This window comes from Halomonas sp. KG2, assembly GCA_030440445.1.
Taxonomy (GTDB): Bacteria; Pseudomonadota; Gammaproteobacteria; order Pseudomonadales; family Halomonadaceae; genus Vreelandella.
This window is the reverse complement of record CP098528.1, coordinates 3,356,408-3,376,113: the sequence shown is the minus strand read 5'-3', so window position 1 is coordinate 3,376,113 and position 19,706 is coordinate 3,356,408. Positions and strand designations below refer to the sequence as shown.

Sequence of the window (19,706 nt, the reverse complement as noted above, 5' to 3'; positions counted from 1 at the left end):
CTTTGATGGCGAGTTGCCCGATGACTGAGGTTTCCCTGCCCTTCACACGTGAAGAGTACGCTAATCGGCTTTGGAAAGTGCGCGCTGAGATGGCGGGCCGTGGTATTGACGTTCTGATCGTCAGTGATCCTTCCAATATGGCATGGTTGACTGGCTACGACGGCTGGTCATTTTATGTTCATCAATGCGTATTGGTGGGCCTTGAAGGCGAACCTGTATGGTTTGGCCGCCGTATGGATGCCAACGGCGCGCTGCGCACCTGCTGGATAGACCCCGATAATATTACCTACTATCCGGATTACTATGTTCAAAATCCGGATATGCATCCAATGGAGTATCTTGCCCAATCGATCATGCCTGACCGTGGTTGGCATACCGGTGTGGTGGGCATGGAGATGGATAACTACTACTTCTCTGCTAAAGCCTATCAAAGCCTTTTGCGTGAGCTTCCCCATGCGCGCTTTATGGATGCCAACGCACTTGTGAATTGGTGCCGAGCGATTAAGTCGCCGCAAGAAATAGCTTATATGCGTGTGGCGGCAAAAATTGTTGAAGGGATGCACACGCGTATTTTGGAGGTTATTGAGCCCGGGCTGCCCAAAAGTAAGCTGGTGTCGGAAATTTACCGCGTCGGCATCGAAGGATTTATTGACGAGAATGGCAAAGTGTTTGGCGGCGATTACCCCGCCATTGTGCCGATGTTGCCAACCGGTAAAGACGCTGCTGCGCCGCACCTTACTTGGGACGACACGCCATTTCGTAAAGGTGAAGGCACGTTCTTCGAAATTGCTGGTGTCTTCAAGCGCTACCACGCGCCGATGTCGCGCACCGTATTTTTAGGTACGCCGCCAACCGACTTTATTCGTGCTGAATCTGCTTTGTTGGAAGGCATTGAGAGTGGCTTGGCCGTGGCTAAGCCGGGCAATCGTACGGCGGATATTGCCATGGCGCTGGGTGCGGCGATGGATAAATACGGTTTTGACCGTGGCGGCGCGCGCTGTGGTTATCCGATTGGTATCTCGTACCCGCCGGACTGGGGCGAGCGCACGATGAGCTTACGCCCCTCAGACGAAACTATTCTTCAGCCCGGAATGACATTTCACTTCATGCCTGGCCTCTGGGTAGAAGACTGGGGACTGGAAATTACCGAAAGCATTCTGATTACTGAAAATGGCTGTGAAACCCTGGCCAATTTTCCGCGCCAGCTGTTTGTTAAGTAGCTGTCTATACAATACAAGGGACATACAATGACGCTTCAACCGAACCAACTGCGGCCTAGCCCTATTTCCGCCACCGTTGATTTCGACGCCGATGGCGTACAGCACGGCTTTTTAAAACTGCCGATTTCCACCGATGAGTCTGCCTGGGGCGCGGTAATGATACCTATTACCGTGGTTAAAAATGGCGAAGGCCCCACGGCGTTATTAACGGGTGGGAATCATGGCGATGAATACGAAGGCATAACGTCGTTGTTGAAGCTTTCTTCCACGTTGAAAGCGGAAGAGGTGAGCGGGCGAGTCATTATCGTACCGTGTATGAACACGCCAGCAGTCATGGCTGGAAAGCGCACGTCGCCGATGGATAAAGGCAACTTGAATCGTAGTTTTCCAGGGGACCCAAACGGCACCGTAACGTCGCAAATCGCTGATTATTTTACCCGCGCGCTGGTTCCGATTAGTGATGTAGTGCTCGATTTGCACTCTGGTGGCCGTACGCTGGATATTTTGCCGTTCGGCGCTTCTCACGTTTTAGACGATAAGTCCCAACAGCAGGCGGCGTTGGAAGGCGCTAAAGCGTTCGGCGCTCCCTATGCGATGGTGATGTTTGAGCTAGATGCAGAAAAACTGTTCGATACGGCCTGTGAGCGCCAGGGCAAAGTGTTTGTGGCCACTGAGCTTGGCGGCGGCGGTACGTCCACGCCGCAAAGCATTGCGATTGCTGAGCGCGGTGTGCGCAATTTTTTGATCCATTACGGTTTGGTGCAAGGCACAGTAGAAATGCCCGAGGGTGGGCAAATGTACCTCGATATGCCAGATGCCAGCTGTTACGTGCAAAGCCAGCATTCTGGGGTGTTAGAGCTGCTAGTGGCGTTGGGTGATGAGGTGAAAAAAGGCCAAACCATTGCCTATGTTTACGATATGACCCGCAGCGGTACCGCTCCTGTGGCTTACAAAGCGGAACGTGACGGCATCTTAATGGCTCGCCGTGCGCCATCGTTAATCAATATGGGGGACACCCTGGCGGTGATTGCCGATGTTGTTGAACGCCTGGAGGCGTGACAACCCGCATGATGAAATTGGACCGTTATGATTTAAAAATTCTCGATATTCTCTCTCGGGATGGACGAATCACTAAGTCGAAGCTGGCGGAAGCCATCAACCTCTCGGTGAGTCCCTGCTGGGAGCGAGTTAAACGTCTGGAAAATGCGGGCGTTATCGAAGGATATACCGCGCGCATTAATGCCGATGTATTAGTGCCGCGCAACGCCGTATGGGTGCAGATCGAGCTCAAACAGCACAATGCTGAAAGCTTTTCCCGCTTTGAAGCATTAGTCATGCAAACGCCAGACGCCACAGAGTGCGTGGCGGTAGGTGGCGGTGTGGATTATCTGGTGAAGTTTGAAGTGTTTTCCATCGACAGTTATCAACGCTTGATCGATAGTTGGTTAGTCTCGGACGTGGGAATAGAGCGTTATTTCACCTATATCGTGACCAAATCGGTTAAGCGGACCGAGCCAGGTATTGGATCAAACGACTTTCTGTAATATTGGCCTGTGTAAATCGATCTATCTAAATCGAATTTAACAATTTATCCAGGTGTTTGATCAACGCTATTTCAGCGTTTCATTGGCTTAACATGAAAATTAATGCCACTCACCACTAGCTTAGTGAAAGACATCCATAGAAGTTAATTTACTAAGCGGAAACAGTCAGATCGCCTGACGCAGAGAGAAGCTAATGTCATATTTCACCATTGCCGGTGTTCAAATGCATGCCCTGCACCATGGCGACAATACCGAGGCTATGCGCCATCGGATCGATGCGCTAATGAATCGTTTTCCTCAGGTTCAAATGGTGCTGTTCAGCGAATTAATGCCGATGGGAGCTTCGCCGCTCCACGCTCAAACGTTGCCCAGCGATACCGAAGCATTTTTTTGCCAATTGGCTGCGCAACACCGCATCTGGTTAATTCCGGGATCAATGTTCGAGCAAGTCGGCGAGCATACTTACAATACCTTGGTAGTGATTAACCCTCTGGGCCAAGTTGTAACGCGTTATCGTAAGATGTTTCCGTTCCGGCCTTACGAAGCTGGCGTCGAGGGCGGCAGTGAATTTGTGGTCTTCGATGTGCCAACGATAGGCCGCTTTGGCGTTTCTATTTGTTATGACATGTGGTTTCCCGAAACGACTCGTACCCTGGCTTCAATGGGGGCCGAAGTCATTCTCCACCCCACGATGACGGATACCATTGACCGAGATATTGAGCTGTCAATTGCCCGCACCAATGCGGCGATCAACCAGTGTTACTTCTTCGATATCAATGGCGCTGGCGCGTTGGGGAATGGCCGCTCTATCGTCGTTGGCCCCTCTGGCGATGTGATCCATCAAGCGGGTATTGGTGAAGAAGTCATACCCATCGAAATTGACCTCAACCGCGTCCGCCGCGAGCGCGAAACAGGGTTGCGCGGTTTGGGCCAGCCACTGAAAAGTTTCCGTGACCGTGAAGTCGATTTTTCGCTATACCGTAGCGAAAACGGATCTTCCCCTTTCCTTGACACCTTAGGACCACTTGCTAAACCAGTACGTACCGACCAAGACATTTTTTAGGAGCCTATTTGGCTTGACCCATCATCACAAGAAGAATGGATTTCGCGCCAAGCTGGATGATCAATTTAGGCGAATATCGCGATATTTAGCGAAACTCCTAGGCAGCACTAGTTCAACACGGCCTTCAGTACGTGTCATACAAGGAGCGAAAACAATGAATAAAATAACGTCCATTGCAGATGTCCGTAGATATTTTCTAAACAATAAAGAGCCAGTTTACTTTATTTCTGCGACGAACTTCAATCTTCTGGGTATCGGTGATTGGGTCGGTAGCTTCCGTCACATTAACTATATTGACTGCTTTGAAGGCAAGCAGCGTAATGTCTTCGTGCCTAAACAGAAGTTTCCCCGCGACTTCGAGAGCATTGAGGATATTAATAACTATCTGCTTGAGCACAAAGAAGTCATTGATTTCATTCAATCACGAGCCAATGGCGAAAGCGCTGGGGTGGCAGCGTTTTTAATGTTCGATGAGCACACCGAAGAAATTTGTGAGCAGTTGGGCCTGCGGGTTGCCTTCCCTCCCGCCGAACTGCGCAAGCGGATGGATAATAAGATTGAGACGGTGCGTATTGGCAATAAAGCGGGCGTGCCCAGCGTGCCCAACGTGCTGGCCAGGGTAGGCAGTTATCAGGAGCTTCTAGAGGTCAGCGAGTCGCTCGGTAACGATTTAGTGGTACAGACCGCGTTTGGCGATTCTGGTCATACCACCTTCTTTATTGCCAGTGAAGAAGACTATTACAAGCATGCTGAAGAGATCGAAGCCGAACCCGAGGTCAAGATCATGAAGCGCATCAACTGTCGCGGCTCGGCGATAGAAGCTTGTGCCACGCGTTGCGGTACGGTCGTTGGCCCGTTGATGACAGAGCTTGTAGGCTTCAAATCCTTGACTCCTTATAAGGGCGGTTGGTGTGGCAACGAAATGTTCGCCGGCGCCTTTAGTCAGGAAGTGCGTGATTTAGCGCGCGAGTACACCTTTAAGTTTGGTGAGGCACTGCGCGAAGAGGGTTATCGAGGCTATTTTGAACTCGATTTCCTGATTGATATGGATACCCATGAAGTGTATCTGGGTGAACTTAACCCCCGTGTGACAGGAGCAAGCTCTCTGACGAATGTGGCGGCTTTTGCTCATTCTGATATTCCACTGTTCCTGTTTCACCTGCTTGAATTTTCGGATGTCGATTTTGACCTGGACATCAATGATATCAATGAGCGTTGGGCGCACCCTGAAAGTGTCGACAGCTGGAGCCAGCTGGTTATCAAGCATACCGATGAAAGCGTTGACCTGTTAACGGAAGCGCCTACTACCGGCGTATGGCGCATGAATGCTCAGGGCGAAATTGCTTATGATCATTATAGCTATCACCCCCACGCGGCAGAGAACGAGCATGAAGCCTTTTTTCTGCGCATTAGTGGCGCAGGAGACTTCCGGTATGAAGGGGCCGACCTGGGTATTTTGATCACCCGGGGGCGGTTAATGGATGATGACTTCCAACTGAATGAGCGTGCCAAGGCTTGGATAGACGGCATCCGTGGTCAGTACACCGGACAGGCGTTGCAAGACCCAGTGGTGGAGGAAGTTGCCGTCAGCCATGCTATCGGCGGTGGCAACTTCAAAATTCTTTAACCATGGACAGCAACTTTGTTGCAGGCCGAGCGCCTGGTGTGGAGCTGGACAAAGCCTTGACGTTTCGCACCGTGCATGAAGAGGTGGCGGGGCCAAAATGGCAGTCGTTGTTCCATTACCACTGGCCTGCCTATGAGCCCTGGTATCTGGCCGAAGGTGAGCGTGAGCGTCCCTCTTATCTGGAGTGTCATAACGCCTTACGCAAGCACATGCCCGAATTGCTGGCGACTTACCGCACGCTGTGTGAAGTAGCCGGTGGCGGGGATCTTTCGTCACGGCTACTGAGTTTGTATCGTCCGCCGCCGTATATTACCGGTTGCTCACAGGCGGTACTAGCAAGGCCGACGTCAACTGTGCTGGCACGCAACTATGATTACCCACCGGAGTTGTGCGAGGGCTCCATTCTCTACACCCGCTGGAATCAGCGCCGTGTTATCGCCATGTCTGATTGCCTGTGGGGCGTGCTAGACGGGATGAACGATTCTGGGCTTGCTGTTTCTCTGGCCTTTGGTGGGCGCAAGGTGGTGGGGGATGGCTTTGGTGCGCCGGTTATTCTTCGCTACATTCTCGAATTTTGCGATACCGTGCCCGAAGCTGCTGCGGTACTTGCGAGAGTGCCTACCCATATGGCCTACAACATTACCGTGGCAGATGCTTCAGGGCGTTATGTCACGGCGATGATTGCACCGGATCGCCGCGCCAGCATTCGGCGGGTGGCGGTGGCTACCAATCATCAAAAGAAAATCGAATGGTATGCCCATGCGCTGGCCTCTGAAACCTTGATTCGCGAGCGTCAGCTCTCGATTCTGGTGGATGACGACGCCACCACTGAAGAGCGACTAATTTCGGCTTTTTCCGCTCCCCCTTTGTTTCGCCATGACTATCGGCGTGGCCTGGGCACAGTGTATACCGCGGTATATCGCACTAAGGAAAGGCTTACCCAGTTTCGCTGGCCCGGTAGAGTATTAGATTTGAGCTTCGATGTGTTTCCTGAAGAGCAAATTACCGTGCGCTATGGCTCCCGCGGGCTGTCCGGCTGATTTAGTACTGTTGCTGAGGCAAGTGTCTTGTCCAGATAAATACCTAAAAAGGATGGGTGTCGTCATGCAAGAGAATAATCCAACCGAAACTTCCTACACCGCCCTGGGTTTTTATCACAAAATTTCCCAACTTCGTGCTGATACCTGGAATGAGCTTAAACGTGATTTGGGAATTTTGACGCGCCTTAAAGAAGAGGATCGCGCCAAAAACTTGATTAAAGCTATCGACATCAAGTTGACACGCTTAGAGATCATTGAGGACTACCACGCATTTCCATCTAAAGAGGATTTTCGCCACCTTTGGACGCTATTTAATCGCGGTGAATATGCGCTGTTGGATAAAGTCGTTAAGCGTTTGGTAAGGGCGTTGATCAGTGAGTCCTATCGTCGACGGCATGTAGATCTTTCTGAGACGGATGCGGGTGCTGAAGACATGGAGGCTTTGGACGCCCTTAATCAACTTCGCCGCGGGCACCCGGCTTCCAATAGCTCGGCGCAACCTTACTTTGAACTGCTGATCGTAGATAATCTTTCTAACCAGGAAGAAGATGTGGTGCGTGAAGCATTTCATAACATGCGCCGACCTGAAGATCGCTTTGTTTACGATGTTGTAACGGTAAAAAGCTTTGAAGATGCGTTGATTGCAATATTGGTGAATCCTAATATACAAGCATGTCTGATTCGCTACGAGTTTCCGTATAAGTCCAAGTATAACCTCAGTGCTTTGCGTAATTATCTGGAAGGTCTCTCAGAAAATGAGTTGGAGCACCATAGCGAAGCTGATCGCAGTATCCTGCTGAGTTCGATGATTCATGAGTTGCGCCCAGAAATTGATCAATTTCTGGTGACGAGTGGTGATGTTGAAGCTACGGCAAGCCGAGATATTAAGCACTTCAACCGTATCTTCTACCGCGAAACGGATTACATCGAGCAGCATCATACGATTCTACGCGCCATTGATAATCGCTATCGCACACCGTTTTTTGATGCTCTGCGTGAATATAGTAGAAAACCCACTGGGGTATTTCATGCCATGCCCATTTCCAGGGGCAAGTCGGTGACTCGATCCCACTGGGCAGGGCACATGATCGACTTCTACGGCATTAATATTTTTCTGGCAGAAACATCCGCAACATCGGGGGGGCTAGACTCGCTGTTGCAACCGTTTGGGCCAATCAAAAAGGCGCAAGAGTACGCTGCCCGCGCCTTTGGAGCTCGTCGTAGCTTCTTTGTGACTAATGGTACGTCCACTGCCAATAAGATTGTGGTGCAGGCGCTGATTAAGCCGCGAGACATTGTGTTGATCGATCGTGACTGTCACAAGTCGCATCATTACGGCATGGTGCTAGCTGGGGCACATGTCAGTTATTTAGACTCCTATCCGCTTGATGATTATTCCATGTACGGTGCGGTGCCGCTGCATGAAATCAAGAAAACGCTGCTGTCCTACAAGCGTTCCGGACAATTGCACAAAGTTAAGATGTTGTTGCTGACCAACTGCACCTTCGATGGCATCGTCTATAACGTGCGCTGGGTGATGGAAGAGTGCTTAGCGATTAAACCAGATCTGGTTTTTCTTTGGGATGAAGCATGGTTTGCCTTCGCTGGTTTTAACCCGACGTATCGGCCACGTACCGCTATGAACACGGCACGTACATTGCGGGATCGTTACCGCAGTGAGAGTTATCGGGAAGAGTATGCGGCTTGGAAAGCCGAGTTCGATAAGCTCGATCCAGAAGATGACGCTACATGGCTTGACCAGCGACTGATGCCCGACCCAGACGAGGTACGCATTCGCACCTATGCAACCCATTCAACCCATAAAACGCTGACCTCGTTACGCCAAGGCTCCATGATTCACGTGTGGGATCAGGATTTTCGCCAGAAAGTGGAGGCTTCTTTCCATGAAGCCTACATGACTCACACCTCTACCTCGCCCAATTATCAGATTGTGGCATCGCTGGATGTGGGAAGAATGCAGGCGGAAATGGAAGGTTTCGAACTGGTACATGCCCAGGTAGAGACAGCGCTTTCGCTTCGCGAACAGCTCTACACCCACCCATTACTGCAGAAATATTTCCGCGTATTAAAAAATAGCGACATGGTGCCTGAAGCCTACCGCGAGTCGGGTGTAGAGTCCTATTACGACCCGGTGACAGGGTGGAATAAGATGGAGGAAGCCTGGGCGCGAGACGAGTTTGTGGTTGACCCTACCCGTGTCACGATTGCCATCGGTAATACAGGCGTTGACGGTGATACCTTTAAAAATGAATACCTGATGAATAAGTACGGGGTTCAGATCAACAAGACTTCCCGCAACACCGTACTGTTTATGACCAATATCGGCACGACACGGGGCTCTATTGCCTACTTATTGGATGTGCTGATCAAGTTGGCGAAAGAGTTCGAATATCGCTTGGAAGACAGTAGCCGCCCTGAGCGCAAAATCATCGAGAATCAGGTGCATTCGCTGAATCATGATTTGCCGCCACTACCTGACTTCAGTCGTTTCCACGACGCCTTCCGGCCGAATCCTGATACGCCCCAGGGTGATATTCGTTGTGCTTACTTTCTGAGTTACGACGAAGAGAATACTGAGTACTTACGCTTCGATAATGGCAAGTTGCAGTCGCAAATGCGTGCTGGACGCGATGTTGTATCGGCAAGTTTTGTCATCCCTTATCCGCCAGGATTTCCGGTATTAGTGCCAGGACAGGTCATCAGCGAAGAAATTTTAGCCTTTCTGCAGGCGCTGGATGTCACTGAGATCCATGGCTATCGGCCGGAGTTAGGGCTAGTGGTGTTTACTGAGGAGGCTCTGATTAACCCCGCCGCAGGTTAAATGCAGCAGATTAAATAGAGGCGCTGCCAAAAAAAATCACTATAAAGCATGCTTTCACAAAAAAAGCGCCGGAATTATCCGGCGCTTTCAAAAACACTTCGTGCGGTATCTCCCTTACGCTAGACACACTGAAACAGCCCATCGAGACGTTGGGCTGTAGACCGATTTTTTAGCAACATTTTCTGTGCAACGGTTTGTCGCCAGCGATTGGCTTCACCGTCACTGGCTGCAACCTGGGGAGGTGCCCATGACCACACTATCGACCACGCTCACTAAGCGCTTGGAAGATCCGCGTCTGTTCCGTCAGTACGCCTACGTAGACGGTAAATGGACCCATGGTGACGGCGGCCGCGAAGAAGCGGTGTATGACCCGGCGACCAATGAAGCCATTGGCCACATTCCCTTGCTGGAAGCTGAGCAAATTACCGCTGCCGTAGATGCTGCTGAAACTGCCTTTGTACAGTGGCGTGCCCTACGCGCTGACGAGCGCTGCGAGCGCTTGCTGGCTTGGTACGATTTGATTCAAGCCAATCGTGAAGACCTAGCCACCATCATGACGTTGGAGCAGGGCAAGCCGCTGCCGGATGCCCGTGGCGAAGTAGAGTACGGTGCCAGTTTCGTGCGTTGGTTCGCTGAAGAGGGGAAACGCACCTACGGTGAAACCATTCCTAGCCATATTCCCAATGCATCACTGGGCACCATTAAAGAGCCGGTAGGCATTGCGGCGATGATTACGCCGTGGAACTTCCCGCTGGCCATGATTACCCGCAAGGCTGCAGCGGCGTTGGCCGCTGGATGTCCGGTGATCATCAAGCCTGCCAATGAAACGCCGTTCTCGGCGCTGGCGCTGGCGGAGCTTGCCGAGCGGGCAGGTATTCCGGAAGGTATTTTTAACGTCGTGCTGGGTGATCCTGCAGAAGTCTCTAAAATTTTGTGCAGCGAGCCGCGTATCCGAGCGCTCTCTTTCACGGGTTCTACCCGTGTTGGCCGCTTGTTGATTGAACAGAGCGCAAATACGGTTAAACGGCTATCGCTGGAGTTAGGTGGCAACGCGCCGTTTATCGTTGGTCCGGATATGGATCCCAAAGAGGCAGCCTATGCTGCAGTCTCGGCCAAGTTTCAAACGGCTGGGCAAGATTGCTTAGCCGCCAACCGCATTTTGGTTCACGAATCTATCCACGATGCGTTCGTTGAGCAATTTACCGAGCGCATGGCGGCACTTACCGTGGGTAACGGTTTGCATGGAGAGGTTGATTTGGGCCCGCTGATTCATCGCCAGGCAGTCGAAAAAGCAGCATCGATTGTTGATGATGCGATTTCCAAAGGTGCCACGATGATTGCTGGTGACCAGAGCCAAGCACCGGGCGATAACTTCTTTATGCCAGTGCTGTTGACCAACGTAACACCGCAAATGAAAGTCTGGCGTGAAGAGAACTTTGCCCCGGTGGCCGGTATTACCGCTTATAGTACCGATGACGAAGTTATTGAAATGGCCAATGACACCGAATACGGCTTAGCGGCCTATATCTATACCCATGATATTCGCCGCATCTGGAAGTTAATGCGGGCGTTGGAGTACGGCATGGTTAGCGTCAACTCCGTGAAAATGACTGGCCCACCGGTACCTTTTGGTGGCGTGAAACAGTCCGGCCTTGGACGTGAAGGCGGCGCTACCGGTATCGATGAGTATTTAGAAACGAAGTACTACTGCCTTGGGGCATTAGGTTCAGTATCGGGAAGTTGATGTTTAATCGGTTTTATTAATTTAAGCATCCTCCCCACACGGTGGGGAGGGACTGTATAGAGAGAACGTTATGAGCTTGCATCAGGATCTGATCGAACGCGACCGTAAAGTCACTTTTCACGCCTCTACGCACCTGCGCGACTTCGCCCACGGCGATTTGCCGGGTCGTGTTATCACTGGCGGTAAAGGTATTAATATCGTAGATAAAGATGGCCGTGAGTTTATCGACGGCTTTGCGGGCCTTTACTGCGTCAATATCGGCTATGGCCGCACTGAAGTTGCTGAAGCGATCTATAAGCAAGCGCTAGAGCTTTCTTATTACCACACCTATGTAGGCCACTCGAACGAGCCGCAGATTGAGCTTTCTGAGCGTATTCTGAAAATCGCTGGCATGAACATGTCCAAGGTGTATTACGGCATGTCAGGCTCTGATGCGAATGAAACACAGCTCAAAATAGTACGTTACTACAACAACGTGCTGGGGCGTCCGCAGAAGAAAAAAGTGATCTCGCGTATGCGTGGTTACCACGGTTCCGGCATCGCCTCTGGTTCGCTAACCGGTCTTAAAGCGTTCCACGACCATTTTGACCTGCCAATCGACACCATTCGCCACACTGAAGCGCCGCACTACTATCTGCGCGCGGCAGAACAGCACGGTATGACAGAACTTGAGTTTTCTGCCTACTGTGCCGAGAAATTAGAGGCAATGATTCTGGAAGAAGGCCCCGACACCGTCGCAGCATTTATCGGTGAGCCGGTGCTGGGTACCGGTGGTATCGTACCGCCGCCAGAAGGCTATTGGGATGCGATTCAAGCAGTGCTGAACAAGTATGACGTGCTATTGATAGCCGACGAAGTCGTGTGTGGCTTTGGCCGTACCGGCTCGGACTTCGGTAGCCACCACTACAACATGAAGCCTGATTTGGTCACCATTGCTAAAGGGCTAACCAGCGCGTACCAGCCGCTTTCTGGCGTGATTGTTGGCGACAAAGTATGGAAAGTGCTTGAGCAGGGTACTGGCGAGTTTGGTCCTATCGGTCATGGCTGGACCTATTCAGGTCACGCACTAGGCTGTGCCGCAGGCCTTGCCAATTTGGATATTATCGAGCGCGAAAACCTAGTGGGTAACTCTGCTGAAACTGGCGGCTACTTCCAGCAGCAGCTCAAGGCCACCTTTGAAGGTCACCCGTTGCTTGGCGACGTACGCGGTGTTGGCCTAATGGCCGCTCTAGAGTTCTCACCAGACGCCAAACAGCGCCTGCATTTCGACCCGGCGTTGAAAGTTGGCCCGCGTGTTGCAGCAGCGGCAATGGAAGAAAACCTGATCGCCCGTGCGATGCCTCAAGGCGATATTCTAGGCTTTGCACCGCCACTGACCATTAACCGTGGTGAAGTTGACGAAATGATTGGTCGCGCCAAGCGTGCCATTGATCGCGTGACGGATGAGCTGGTGCGTTCCGGTGATCTTAAAACTGGTGAGCAAGAAGCGGCCTTTACGATTTAATAGCGCTTAACGCTCCCCAAACGCCGCTGCCTATATCGCAGCGGCGTTTTTGTTTTTGAGGAGGGCAGCTATGCTAAATGCATGAGATCACCTATCTCCCACCATTATCCGACCCATCAGGCTAGGAGTTATCATGCAACCGGTACTTGCTTTTGATGTATACGGCACGCTCATTGATACCCAAGGGGTAACGGTTGAGCTGGAGCGCCGCCTCAGTGACGCAGCCATCGCTGGGGATTTTGCTAAGCGCTGGCGGGAAAAACAGCTGGAATACAGCTTTCGCCATGGTTTGATGGGAGCCTATGTGCCGTTTTCGGAGTGTATCCGGGAGGCATTAGTGTTCACTGATCGTGCGATGCAAAGCGGTCTTTCTGATAATGACCATGACCACTTAATGGCGGTTTATGCAGAGTTACCTGCATTCCCAGATGTGCTGCCTGCCCTAGATCAACTACGTGATGCTGGAATTCGCCGCGTGGCGTTTTCTAACGGCACTCAAGAAGCTGTCACTAAGCTACTGGCCCGCGCAGGCGTGGAAAACCACATGGATGCGGTGGTAAGTGTTGATGACGTTAAGCGCTTCAAGCCTGATCCTGCGGTATACGCTTACTTACGCGCATGTTTAGAAGCACGCCCAGAACATACCTGGCTGATTTCCAGTAATCCTTTTGATGTGATTGGAGCAACGCATGCAGGTTTACATAGCGCCTGGGTGCGCCGTCACCCTGATGCGCCCTTCGACCCCTGGGGAGGAGAGCCGGATATGACAGTGCCTGATTTGGAAATGCTGGCTGAACGAATGAGCCGTTAGGTTGTTAACCCACACCGACAAGCCGCATAATGATGCCAACTTAATCGCTTAGGATATGACCATGTCGGAAAAAATTTACTGTATCGCCAGCTTTAAGCCCAAAGCGGGAAAAGAAGAAGCGGTATTTAAAGCGCTGCAGTCTTTAGAGCCAAACACCCATCGCGAAGATGCTTGTATTCACTACACTGTGACTCGGCAAATCGACAATCCGTTTGCCCAGGGCACTAGCCACCCGATCGTGTTTCATGAAATCTGGGCCAGCCGAGAAGAGTTTGAAGCCCACTGTCAGCGCAAAGAGATACAAGATTTTTTCGCTAAGCACGTCGAGTCACCCGACGGCGATATTGAAGATGCCAACGTGTGTGTTTATACCGACGAGCCGTGGAATTTCGACGCTCCCAAGGTGTGAAAAGCAGTAACGGTGTAGAATAAGTAAGCGTTGTACCTAGATGACGGAGCCAACATGACTGAAAAGAAAATGAACGTCGAAAGCTTTAACTTGGACCATACCAAGGTAAAAGCACCTTACGTGCGTTTGGCCGATATTAAAGAAGGCCAAAATGGCGACCGTATCCACAAGTATGATCTGCGTATTTGTCAGCCCAACAAAGAGCACATGGAGATGCCTGCGCTGCACTCCCTGGAGCATCTGATGGCTGAAATGTCGCGTAATCACACCGATAAAGTGGTTGATATCAGCCCGATGGGTTGCCAAACCGGTTTTTATATCGCGATGATTAACCACGACGATTATGACGGCGTGCTAAGCATTATCGAGCAAACGCTCAACGATGTGCTGACTGCCACGGAAGTACCCGCCTGTAATGAGATGCAGTGCGGCTGGGCCGCCAGTCACAGCCTGGAAGGTGCCCAAGCGCTAGCCAAAGGCTTGCTGGCTAAGCGCAGTGAGTGGACTGACGTATTTGCTTAACCAGTAAATGAAAGCATGCAATATCAGCAATACGCCTCCTTACTGGGGGCGTTTTAGTGTTGGGTCATTAACCAATGGCAAACGCCCAATAACGTTAAGCATGGGGAAAAAAGGCATAGAACATCACTGCTCTATCAATAGAACAGTGATGTTTAAACAGTTTAAAATACGGCGGTTTGATTCAATCAGATTATTGCGTGGCTGAAAAATTCTCAGCAGCTGCTGCTAGTACGGCTAACGCTGACTCGGCGTCTTCAAACCCAAGACCTTCCATACCACCGTCAGGGCCTTTGTAATTCGCGAACCAGATATCAACAATCTGGCTAACACCAGGGAACTCACTATCGAGTTGCTGCATGCTTTCAATATGGGCAAACGGTGAATCCTGGGTAAGTACTGCCACCAGTTTGTCGTCTTGCTCGCCGTCGTCTAACATTTTTAAAACGCCAATAACACGTACATCAACGACTTCACCGCGCGGTAACGCTTGGCCTAAGACGATGACATCGAGTGGGTCACCGTCACCGCCTAGTTCTTTGGGCAGGGCAGTACCCGGAATGGCGCCATAATTGCCTGGATAACCCAGGTAATTTACAATGCGCGGCTCGCCGTCTTTATACTCCCAATAAACCGCGTTCGGGTCCTCTTTGCTAACTTCCCATTTGGCAGACGTGCCTGTGGGTATTTCGATAATGGCGTTGGCATAACCGTTGCTGTTAATGGCATCCATCGCCATTAAATCGTCATCACCGGCAATGGTGAAATCATCTTTTAGGGTCATGTCTGAGGTATAGGGCGTTGTGTCAGAAAAGGCTAGATTGCCTAATGACTCAGCATACGCCGTCGACGTTAACATCGAGATGCTTATTACACCTGCCAGCAGTAGTTTGTTATCCATGACCATTCCCGTAAGCGATTTAATTCGATAAATCCTATCAGGGGGGAGTGACGAATTAGTGACAGGGGTAAGTCGATCAAGCGGGGTCTATCGTTAGCAATAGCCGCTTTTGACCTGCCTCCAAAGAGGGGCTGCGGTGCACTAAGCCATGCTCTTCACAGCCCACCCAACCGCTGCCTTTTAGCAACGCGATATCACCGGCATGCAACCGCTGAATGGCGCTTGGGTCGCTGATAATCTCTGGGCGATCAGGTGTTGGCGCACCCAGCCCCGCGCGATTAAGCGCATTTTCAGGTAACCATTCGCTACCCGGGCCGACATAGGTGGTCACTAAACGTACCGGCAAGTTGTCGCAGTGAAAACGTGGGCACATCGCCGCTGTTAATAAGCGTAGACGAATGCCCACGGTATCGGTATCAAACAGGAATGCGATGGCTTCAGCAGCGGTTGCGATATCGTCAACCAGCGCATCTCCTGCTGAGGGCTCTGGTAGCTTGCGACGCAAGTCATTTTTAAAGTCATCTGTCGGGCTGCCAAGCCATGCGTACTGCCAGTCGCGCGATGTCTGGCTCTGTGCGTTTGCGCTAAGCGCCACATCGGCGGGCAGAGCGCGGTGCAGAATAGCGATGTTAATCTGCTCTTCAAATATACGCGGAAGCACGCTGATGTCGGTATCCAGTGCGGCGTGTTGTGGTAGTCGCCAAGAGACTGCTTGATGAGAGTGTGGAGTGGGCATGTAGGTCTCCTGTTACGTTTAGCAGTGCATTAGCATTGAGAAAGGTTAGGTCGCAGAGCTTTATTTGTTATGTTATAACGTTTTTATCAAAAGGAGTCTAACCATTGCAACCCGATATCACTCAGTCAGTAACTGCCAGAACAGACAGTGGCGCTGAATTCCCAGATGCAAAAAAAGCTGAGGAGGCTCTGCTGTTGGCCTCATCAGAGGACGAGTACATGAATGCCGCGCAGCTTGCTTTTTTTCGTCGGCGGCTTTTAAACGAGCGAGCGGAACTTGAAGCGCATTTAAGCGAGGTGAAAACGGCTATCGCCTCTCATGAGAGGGATAGCGACGAGGCTGACCAGGCCTCGTTTGAGGAGGAGCTGCGGTTGTCACTTCGCCAAGCAGATCGCGAAAGTCGGTTGATCACTAATATCGATGCAGCCTTACAGCGCATCGAAAATGGCGAATACGGCTTCTGTGAAGAAACTGGCGAGCCAATTGGTCTTCAACGGCTACTTTTTCGTCCCACGGCAAAGCTTTGCATTGAGGCAAAGGAGCGCCAGGAGCGTAAAGAGCACCATTTCCGCAAGGCACGGGGGGAGTGATGCAGTTCTCCACGCTGACACCGGTTAACGTACTGACCGGATTTTTAGGGAGCGGTAAGACAACGTTACTCAATCGCTGGGTACGCCAAGCGTCAATGCAAAACACGCTGATCGTAATTAATGAGTTTGGTGATATTGGACTAGATCATCAACTGATTACCCAGAGTGATGAGCAAGCGGTGGTGGAGATGAGCAGCGGCTGTTTGTGCTGCACATTGAGGGGAGACTTAAGCCGTACGCTAAAGCAGGCTATTGATTCGCTGTTGGCAGAGGGAAAACCAGCACCTTCCCGTGTTGTGATTGAAACCACGGGACTGGCCGATCCCGCCCCTATTTTACAGCTGTTAATGACCGATCATTGGCTTGCCCACCGTTTCCAGTTGGATAGCGTGGTGTGCTGTGTTGATGCCGCGAACGGTGAGGCAACGTTGCAGGCGCATCGTGAGTCACAGCGCCAGATTGCGATAGCTGACCGATTACTCATCACCAAAACTGACCTGGTCGACGAAGTTTGCTTAGCGCCACTGGCTAACCAACTGGCGTCTATCAATCCCGCCGCAGAGCAGTGGCAGGTGGTGAACGGTAATCTTTCGCCTGAATTGTTGGTAGGCGCAGGGCTTTTTCGTCGGGATTCTCAACGACACCAGGTGGAGCAGTGGCTGAAGTCAGCACGTTACAGCGTTATCCATGCTGAAGATGTTAAGCACGAGGGGGAGCAGCAGGGCGACAGTAACGCTGCTTTTGTGCAGCCCACTAGCCAGCCAACGTTGACTCGCCATGGGGAGAATATCAATGCGTTTTGTTTTTGCGTTGAGGAATTAATTACCCCAGACGCTTTGGAAAACTGGCTGGATCTATTGATGTCGTTGATGGGCGAGAAAATGCTACGCATTAAAGCGATTGTGCACCTTACCGACCGTGATGAACCGCTCGCGCTGCACGGCGTCCAGCACATTTTCCACCCGCCGACGCCTCTGCCGATGCAGTGTGTTAATGACCGCATTTCTCGGTTTGTCTTCATTACTCAAAATGTCGCGCCTGCCACTGTGGCGCAGCTTTATCGTTATTTCACACCCTTTAACTCATCAACGAACGAGGCAATTTAATGACGGCTTTTACTTTACCCGATATTGCCCAACAACCTGCCCGTTTACCGGGCACGCTTTCCTGGGTTGGTATGGAAGGCGTGGCGCTGCCAGTAAGGCTGGCGGGGAGCCAAGTAAACGCTAATGTGTCAGCGGGCGTTAGCCTTGAAGAAGCCGGTGCTCGCGGTATCCACATGTCACGGCTGTATACCGCATTGGATGCATTAGAGCACCAGGCGCTAACGCCCACGTTACTTCATCGTGTTCTTGCGGCTTTTTTGGAGAGTCACCACGCATTATCAGAAAACGCTTACCTAACGTTCAGTGGGGAGGCATTACTTAAACGTGACGCGCTGATCAGCCCTTTGTCAGGTTGGAAAGGCTATCCGTTTACACTGCACAGCCAGCTCACACCGTCAGGTTTCAAGGTGGAGCTAGACGTATCCGTTGGTTACTCCTCAACTTGCCCCTGCTCAGCGGCATTAGCAAGACAGCTAATTCAGCAAGCGTTTGCGGAAGATTTTGAAGAGATTCCCTTAACCAAGCAGGCCGTACTCGCGTGGCTAGGCAGCGAGGAAGGGGTACTCGCCACTCCACATAGTCAGCGCAGTGTTGCCCACTGTTCCATACGGCTGGCAGGAAACGATGTTATTCCGCTTGCCGACCTTATTGAGCGTATTGAGAGTGTCCTGGGGACAGCGTTGCAGACAGCTGTTAAACGTATTGATGAGCAGGCATTTGCGCTCGCCAATGGCCAGAATCTGATGTTCTGTGAAGATGCAGCCAAACGTCTCGACGGCGCACTTAGAAAGATGGCTGATATTTCAGGGTTCCAGCTAAGGGTAGTTCACGCAGAAAGTTTACATGCCCACGATGCAGTGGCGAGAAGTGAATGGCAGTGGTGAGAAATGTTCATGAGAAATGATGTTAGCTGGCTGTAAGAAAATAAAGATGTGTTTACGCATTGACACCAAGCAGTCGTGGCCTTATATACGATGCATCATCCATCACTATGAGCTCCCATGTTCCTTCTTATCACGATTGCTACCCTTTCAATCGCGTTCTCTTTTCTGTGCTCTATCCTTGAAGCAGCGTTGCTGTCTATTACGCCAAGCTATATCGCCAAGCAAAAAGAAGATAATCCCAAGCTTCATGCCGCGCTGACGAAGCTAAAAACCAATATTGATCGGCCGTTGGCCGCGATCTTAACGCTTAACACCATTGCGCATACTGTCGGTGCAACGGCAGTGGGGGCGCAGGCCGCGGTCGTGTTTGGCGAAGCCTCTATTGCCATTGTGTCTGCCGTCATGACCATGCTGATTTTAATTCTTTCTGAAATCATTCCCAAAACGATTGGTGCTACCTATTGGCGAGGCTTATCACCGGTGTTACCACGGTTACTGAACCCAATGATCATTGGGTTGCTGCCGTTTATCTGGATGTCCGAACAGATTACGCGCCGTTTAGGGAAGTCAGAGCATGATGTTGACCTGCGCGATGAAATTAAAGTGTTGGCGCGGGTAGGTTTAGAAGAGAAAGTGTTAGATGCGGATGAGTCACGCACCATTATTAACATGTTGAATTTGCATGAAATTGCGGTTAATAAAGCGATGACGCCTCGTACTGTGTGTGAAACGGTATTGCCTAACATGACGGTTAAGGAGTTTGATGAGCAGTATGGCAAAATGCCATTCACTCGTTTCCCTGTGATGGATAACGGCGAGCAGGCATTTGGTTATGTGCACAAGGCCGATATGTATCACGCCGATGATGCCAAAACCATGCGTGAGCTGATGCATCCGATTGGTAGTGTCGATGTATCGAACAATGTCGAGCAGGTGTTTACATCAATGTTGAAGGATCACCTGCACATGCGGGTGGTTTATGATGAACACGGCACCTTTGTGGGCCTTATCACCCTAGAAGACATCATTGAGACGATATTAGGTCAAGATATTGTCGATGAAACCGACAGTGTGGCGAACTTGCGCCATTATGCAAAACAGCGCTGGGTAAAGCGCATCAAGCGGGAAGAGAAAGACGTCAAATCGCTTGATTGAGCAGAGCAAAT

At 51.1% G+C, this 19,706-nt stretch carries 18 protein-coding genes; 16 read left to right on the top strand and 2 right to left on the bottom strand.

Annotated features, from left to right (window positions below; genetic code table 11):
* Window positions 1–20 precede the first annotated feature (20 nt).
* The 12 genes from doeA to NDQ72_15675 all read left to right on the top strand — a co-directional run bounded on the left by doeA (window position 21) and on the right by NDQ72_15675 (window position 14,326).
* Window positions 21–1,220, top strand: coding sequence for an ectoine hydrolase DoeA (gene doeA, locus NDQ72_15730; GenBank protein WKD27486.1), 1,200 nt, complete (start codon window positions 21–23; stop codon window positions 1,218–1,220).
* A gap of 27 nt (window positions 1,221–1,247) precedes the next feature.
* Window positions 1,248–2,279 carry a N(2)-acetyl-L-2,4-diaminobutanoate deacetylase DoeB gene (doeB, locus tag NDQ72_15725; protein ID WKD27485.1) on the top strand — a complete coding sequence of 344 codons (1,032 nt, stop codon included), beginning with the start codon at window positions 1,248–1,250 and terminating at the stop codon, window positions 2,277–2,279.
* A gap of 8 nt (window positions 2,280–2,287) precedes the next feature.
* Window positions 2,288–2,764 (top strand): Lrp/AsnC family transcriptional regulator, encoded by a 477-nt coding sequence (locus NDQ72_15720; protein ID WKD27484.1) that lies wholly within the window; start codon window positions 2,288–2,290, stop codon window positions 2,762–2,764.
* Between the two features lie 193 nt (window positions 2,765–2,957).
* Complete coding sequence (locus tag NDQ72_15715) at window positions 2,958–3,827, top strand: carbon-nitrogen hydrolase family protein (protein WKD27483.1); 870 nt, start codon at window positions 2,958–2,960, stop codon at window positions 3,825–3,827.
* Between the two features lie 154 nt (window positions 3,828–3,981).
* Window positions 3,982–5,454, top strand: a complete 1,473-nt coding sequence (locus NDQ72_15710; protein ID WKD27482.1) for a biotin carboxylase — start codon at window positions 3,982–3,984, stop codon at window positions 5,452–5,454.
* 2 nt (window positions 5,455–5,456) lie between these two features.
* The gene (locus NDQ72_15705; protein WKD27481.1) at window positions 5,457–6,494 is read left to right on the top strand and encodes a C45 family autoproteolytic acyltransferase/hydrolase; all 1,038 of its coding nucleotides are present in this window, start codon (window positions 5,457–5,459) and stop codon (window positions 6,492–6,494) included.
* 64 nt (window positions 6,495–6,558) lie between these two features.
* Window positions 6,559–9,336 (top strand): beta-eliminating lyase-related protein, encoded by a 2,778-nt coding sequence (locus NDQ72_15700; GenBank protein WKD27480.1) that lies wholly within the window; start codon window positions 6,559–6,561, stop codon window positions 9,334–9,336.
* A 247-nt stretch (window positions 9,337–9,583) separates the two neighbouring features.
* Window positions 9,584–11,080 carry an NAD-dependent succinate-semialdehyde dehydrogenase gene (locus tag NDQ72_15695; GenBank protein ID WKD27479.1) on the top strand — a complete coding sequence of 499 codons (1,497 nt, stop codon included), beginning with the start codon at window positions 9,584–9,586 and terminating at the stop codon, window positions 11,078–11,080.
* Between the two features lie 70 nt (window positions 11,081–11,150).
* The gene (locus tag NDQ72_15690; protein WKD27478.1) at window positions 11,151–12,584 is read left to right on the top strand and encodes an aspartate aminotransferase family protein; all 1,434 of its coding nucleotides are present in this window, start codon (window positions 11,151–11,153) and stop codon (window positions 12,582–12,584) included.
* Between the two features lie 133 nt (window positions 12,585–12,717).
* A complete protein-coding gene (locus NDQ72_15685; protein WKD27477.1) occupies window positions 12,718–13,395 on the top strand; it encodes a haloacid dehalogenase type II in 678 nt (225 codons plus the stop codon).
* A 61-nt stretch (window positions 13,396–13,456) separates the two neighbouring features.
* Window positions 13,457–13,804 (top strand): antibiotic biosynthesis monooxygenase, encoded by a 348-nt coding sequence (locus tag NDQ72_15680; GenBank protein WKD27476.1) that lies wholly within the window; start codon window positions 13,457–13,459, stop codon window positions 13,802–13,804.
* Window positions 13,805–13,858: 54 nt separating this feature from the next.
* Entirely contained in the window at window positions 13,859–14,326 is a 468-nt protein-coding gene (locus NDQ72_15675; protein WKD27475.1) for an S-ribosylhomocysteine lyase, read from the top strand.
* A gap of 190 nt (window positions 14,327–14,516) precedes the next feature.
* Here the strand turns inward: NDQ72_15675 and NDQ72_15670 are convergent, their stop codons facing one another.
* Window positions 14,517–15,224: an inorganic diphosphatase gene (locus NDQ72_15670; protein WKD27474.1), complete on the bottom strand. Its 708-nt coding sequence runs from the start codon at window positions 15,222–15,224 to the stop codon at window positions 14,517–14,519.
* Between the two features lie 76 nt (window positions 15,225–15,300).
* Entirely contained in the window at window positions 15,301–15,960 is a 660-nt protein-coding gene (locus NDQ72_15665; protein ID WKD27473.1) for a DUF1826 domain-containing protein, read from the bottom strand.
* Between the two features lie 104 nt (window positions 15,961–16,064).
* Between NDQ72_15665 and dksA the strand changes: the two genes are divergently transcribed.
* The 4 genes from dksA (at window position 16,065) to NDQ72_15645 (ending at window position 19,695) form a co-directional block, all read left to right on the top strand.
* The gene (dksA, locus tag NDQ72_15660) at window positions 16,065–16,550 is read left to right on the top strand and encodes an RNA polymerase-binding protein DksA (protein WKD27472.1); all 486 of its coding nucleotides are present in this window, start codon (window positions 16,065–16,067) and stop codon (window positions 16,548–16,550) included.
* Window positions 16,550–17,656, top strand: a complete 1,107-nt coding sequence (locus tag NDQ72_15655) for a GTP-binding protein (protein ID WKD27471.1) — start codon at window positions 16,550–16,552, stop codon at window positions 17,654–17,656. Before dksA ends, NDQ72_15655 begins: the two co-directional genes overlap by 1 nt.
* Window positions 17,656–18,540 (top strand): GTP cyclohydrolase FolE2, encoded by an 885-nt coding sequence (folE2, locus tag NDQ72_15650; GenBank protein WKD27470.1) that lies wholly within the window; start codon window positions 17,656–17,658, stop codon window positions 18,538–18,540. The genes NDQ72_15655 and folE2 overlap by 1 nt, the downstream gene beginning before the upstream one ends.
* Window positions 18,541–18,657: 117 nt before the next feature.
* Window positions 18,658–19,695 carry a CNNM domain-containing protein gene (locus NDQ72_15645; protein WKD27469.1) on the top strand — a complete coding sequence of 346 codons (1,038 nt, stop codon included), beginning with the start codon at window positions 18,658–18,660 and terminating at the stop codon, window positions 19,693–19,695.
* The last annotated feature ends 11 nt before the right edge of the window (window positions 19,696–19,706 follow it).

Bases quoted from the DNA above. Each gene is read 5' to 3' on its own strand.
- NDQ72_15710 (WKD27482.1), top strand. From the start codon at position 3,982: ATGAATAAAATAACGTCCATTGCAGATGTCCGTAGATATTTTCTAAAC.
- NDQ72_15720 (WKD27484.1), top strand. From the start codon at position 2,288: ATGATGAAATTGGACCGTTATGATTTAAAAATTCTCGATATTCTCTCT.
- NDQ72_15685 (WKD27477.1), top strand. From the start codon at position 12,718: ATGCAACCGGTACTTGCTTTTGATGTATACGGCACGCTCATTGATACC.
- NDQ72_15680 (WKD27476.1), top strand. From the start codon at position 13,457: ATGTCGGAAAAAATTTACTGTATCGCCAGCTTTAAGCCCAAAGCGGGA.
- NDQ72_15690 (WKD27478.1), top strand. From the start codon at position 11,151: ATGAGCTTGCATCAGGATCTGATCGAACGCGACCGTAAAGTCACTTTT.
- doeA (WKD27486.1), top strand. From the start codon at position 21: ATGACTGAGGTTTCCCTGCCCTTCACACGTGAAGAGTACGCTAATCGG.
- NDQ72_15675 (WKD27475.1), top strand. From the start codon at position 13,859: ATGACTGAAAAGAAAATGAACGTCGAAAGCTTTAACTTGGACCATACC.
- NDQ72_15695 (WKD27479.1), top strand. From the start codon at position 9,584: ATGACCACACTATCGACCACGCTCACTAAGCGCTTGGAAGATCCGCGT.
- NDQ72_15655 (WKD27471.1), top strand. From the start codon at position 16,550: ATGCAGTTCTCCACGCTGACACCGGTTAACGTACTGACCGGATTTTTA.
- doeB (WKD27485.1), top strand. From the start codon at position 1,248: ATGACGCTTCAACCGAACCAACTGCGGCCTAGCCCTATTTCCGCCACC.
- NDQ72_15645 (WKD27469.1), top strand. From the start codon at position 18,658: ATGTTCCTTCTTATCACGATTGCTACCCTTTCAATCGCGTTCTCTTTT.
- NDQ72_15715 (WKD27483.1), top strand. From the start codon at position 2,958: ATGTCATATTTCACCATTGCCGGTGTTCAAATGCATGCCCTGCACCAT.
- folE2 (WKD27470.1), top strand. From the start codon at position 17,656: ATGACGGCTTTTACTTTACCCGATATTGCCCAACAACCTGCCCGTTTA.
- NDQ72_15665 (WKD27473.1), bottom strand. From the start codon at position 15,960: ATGCCCACTCCACACTCTCATCAAGCAGTCTCTTGGCGACTACCACAA.
- NDQ72_15700 (WKD27480.1), top strand. From the start codon at position 6,559: ATGCAAGAGAATAATCCAACCGAAACTTCCTACACCGCCCTGGGTTTT.
- NDQ72_15705 (WKD27481.1), top strand. From the start codon at position 5,457: ATGGACAGCAACTTTGTTGCAGGCCGAGCGCCTGGTGTGGAGCTGGAC.
- NDQ72_15670 (WKD27474.1), bottom strand. From the start codon at position 15,224: ATGGATAACAAACTACTGCTGGCAGGTGTAATAAGCATCTCGATGTTA.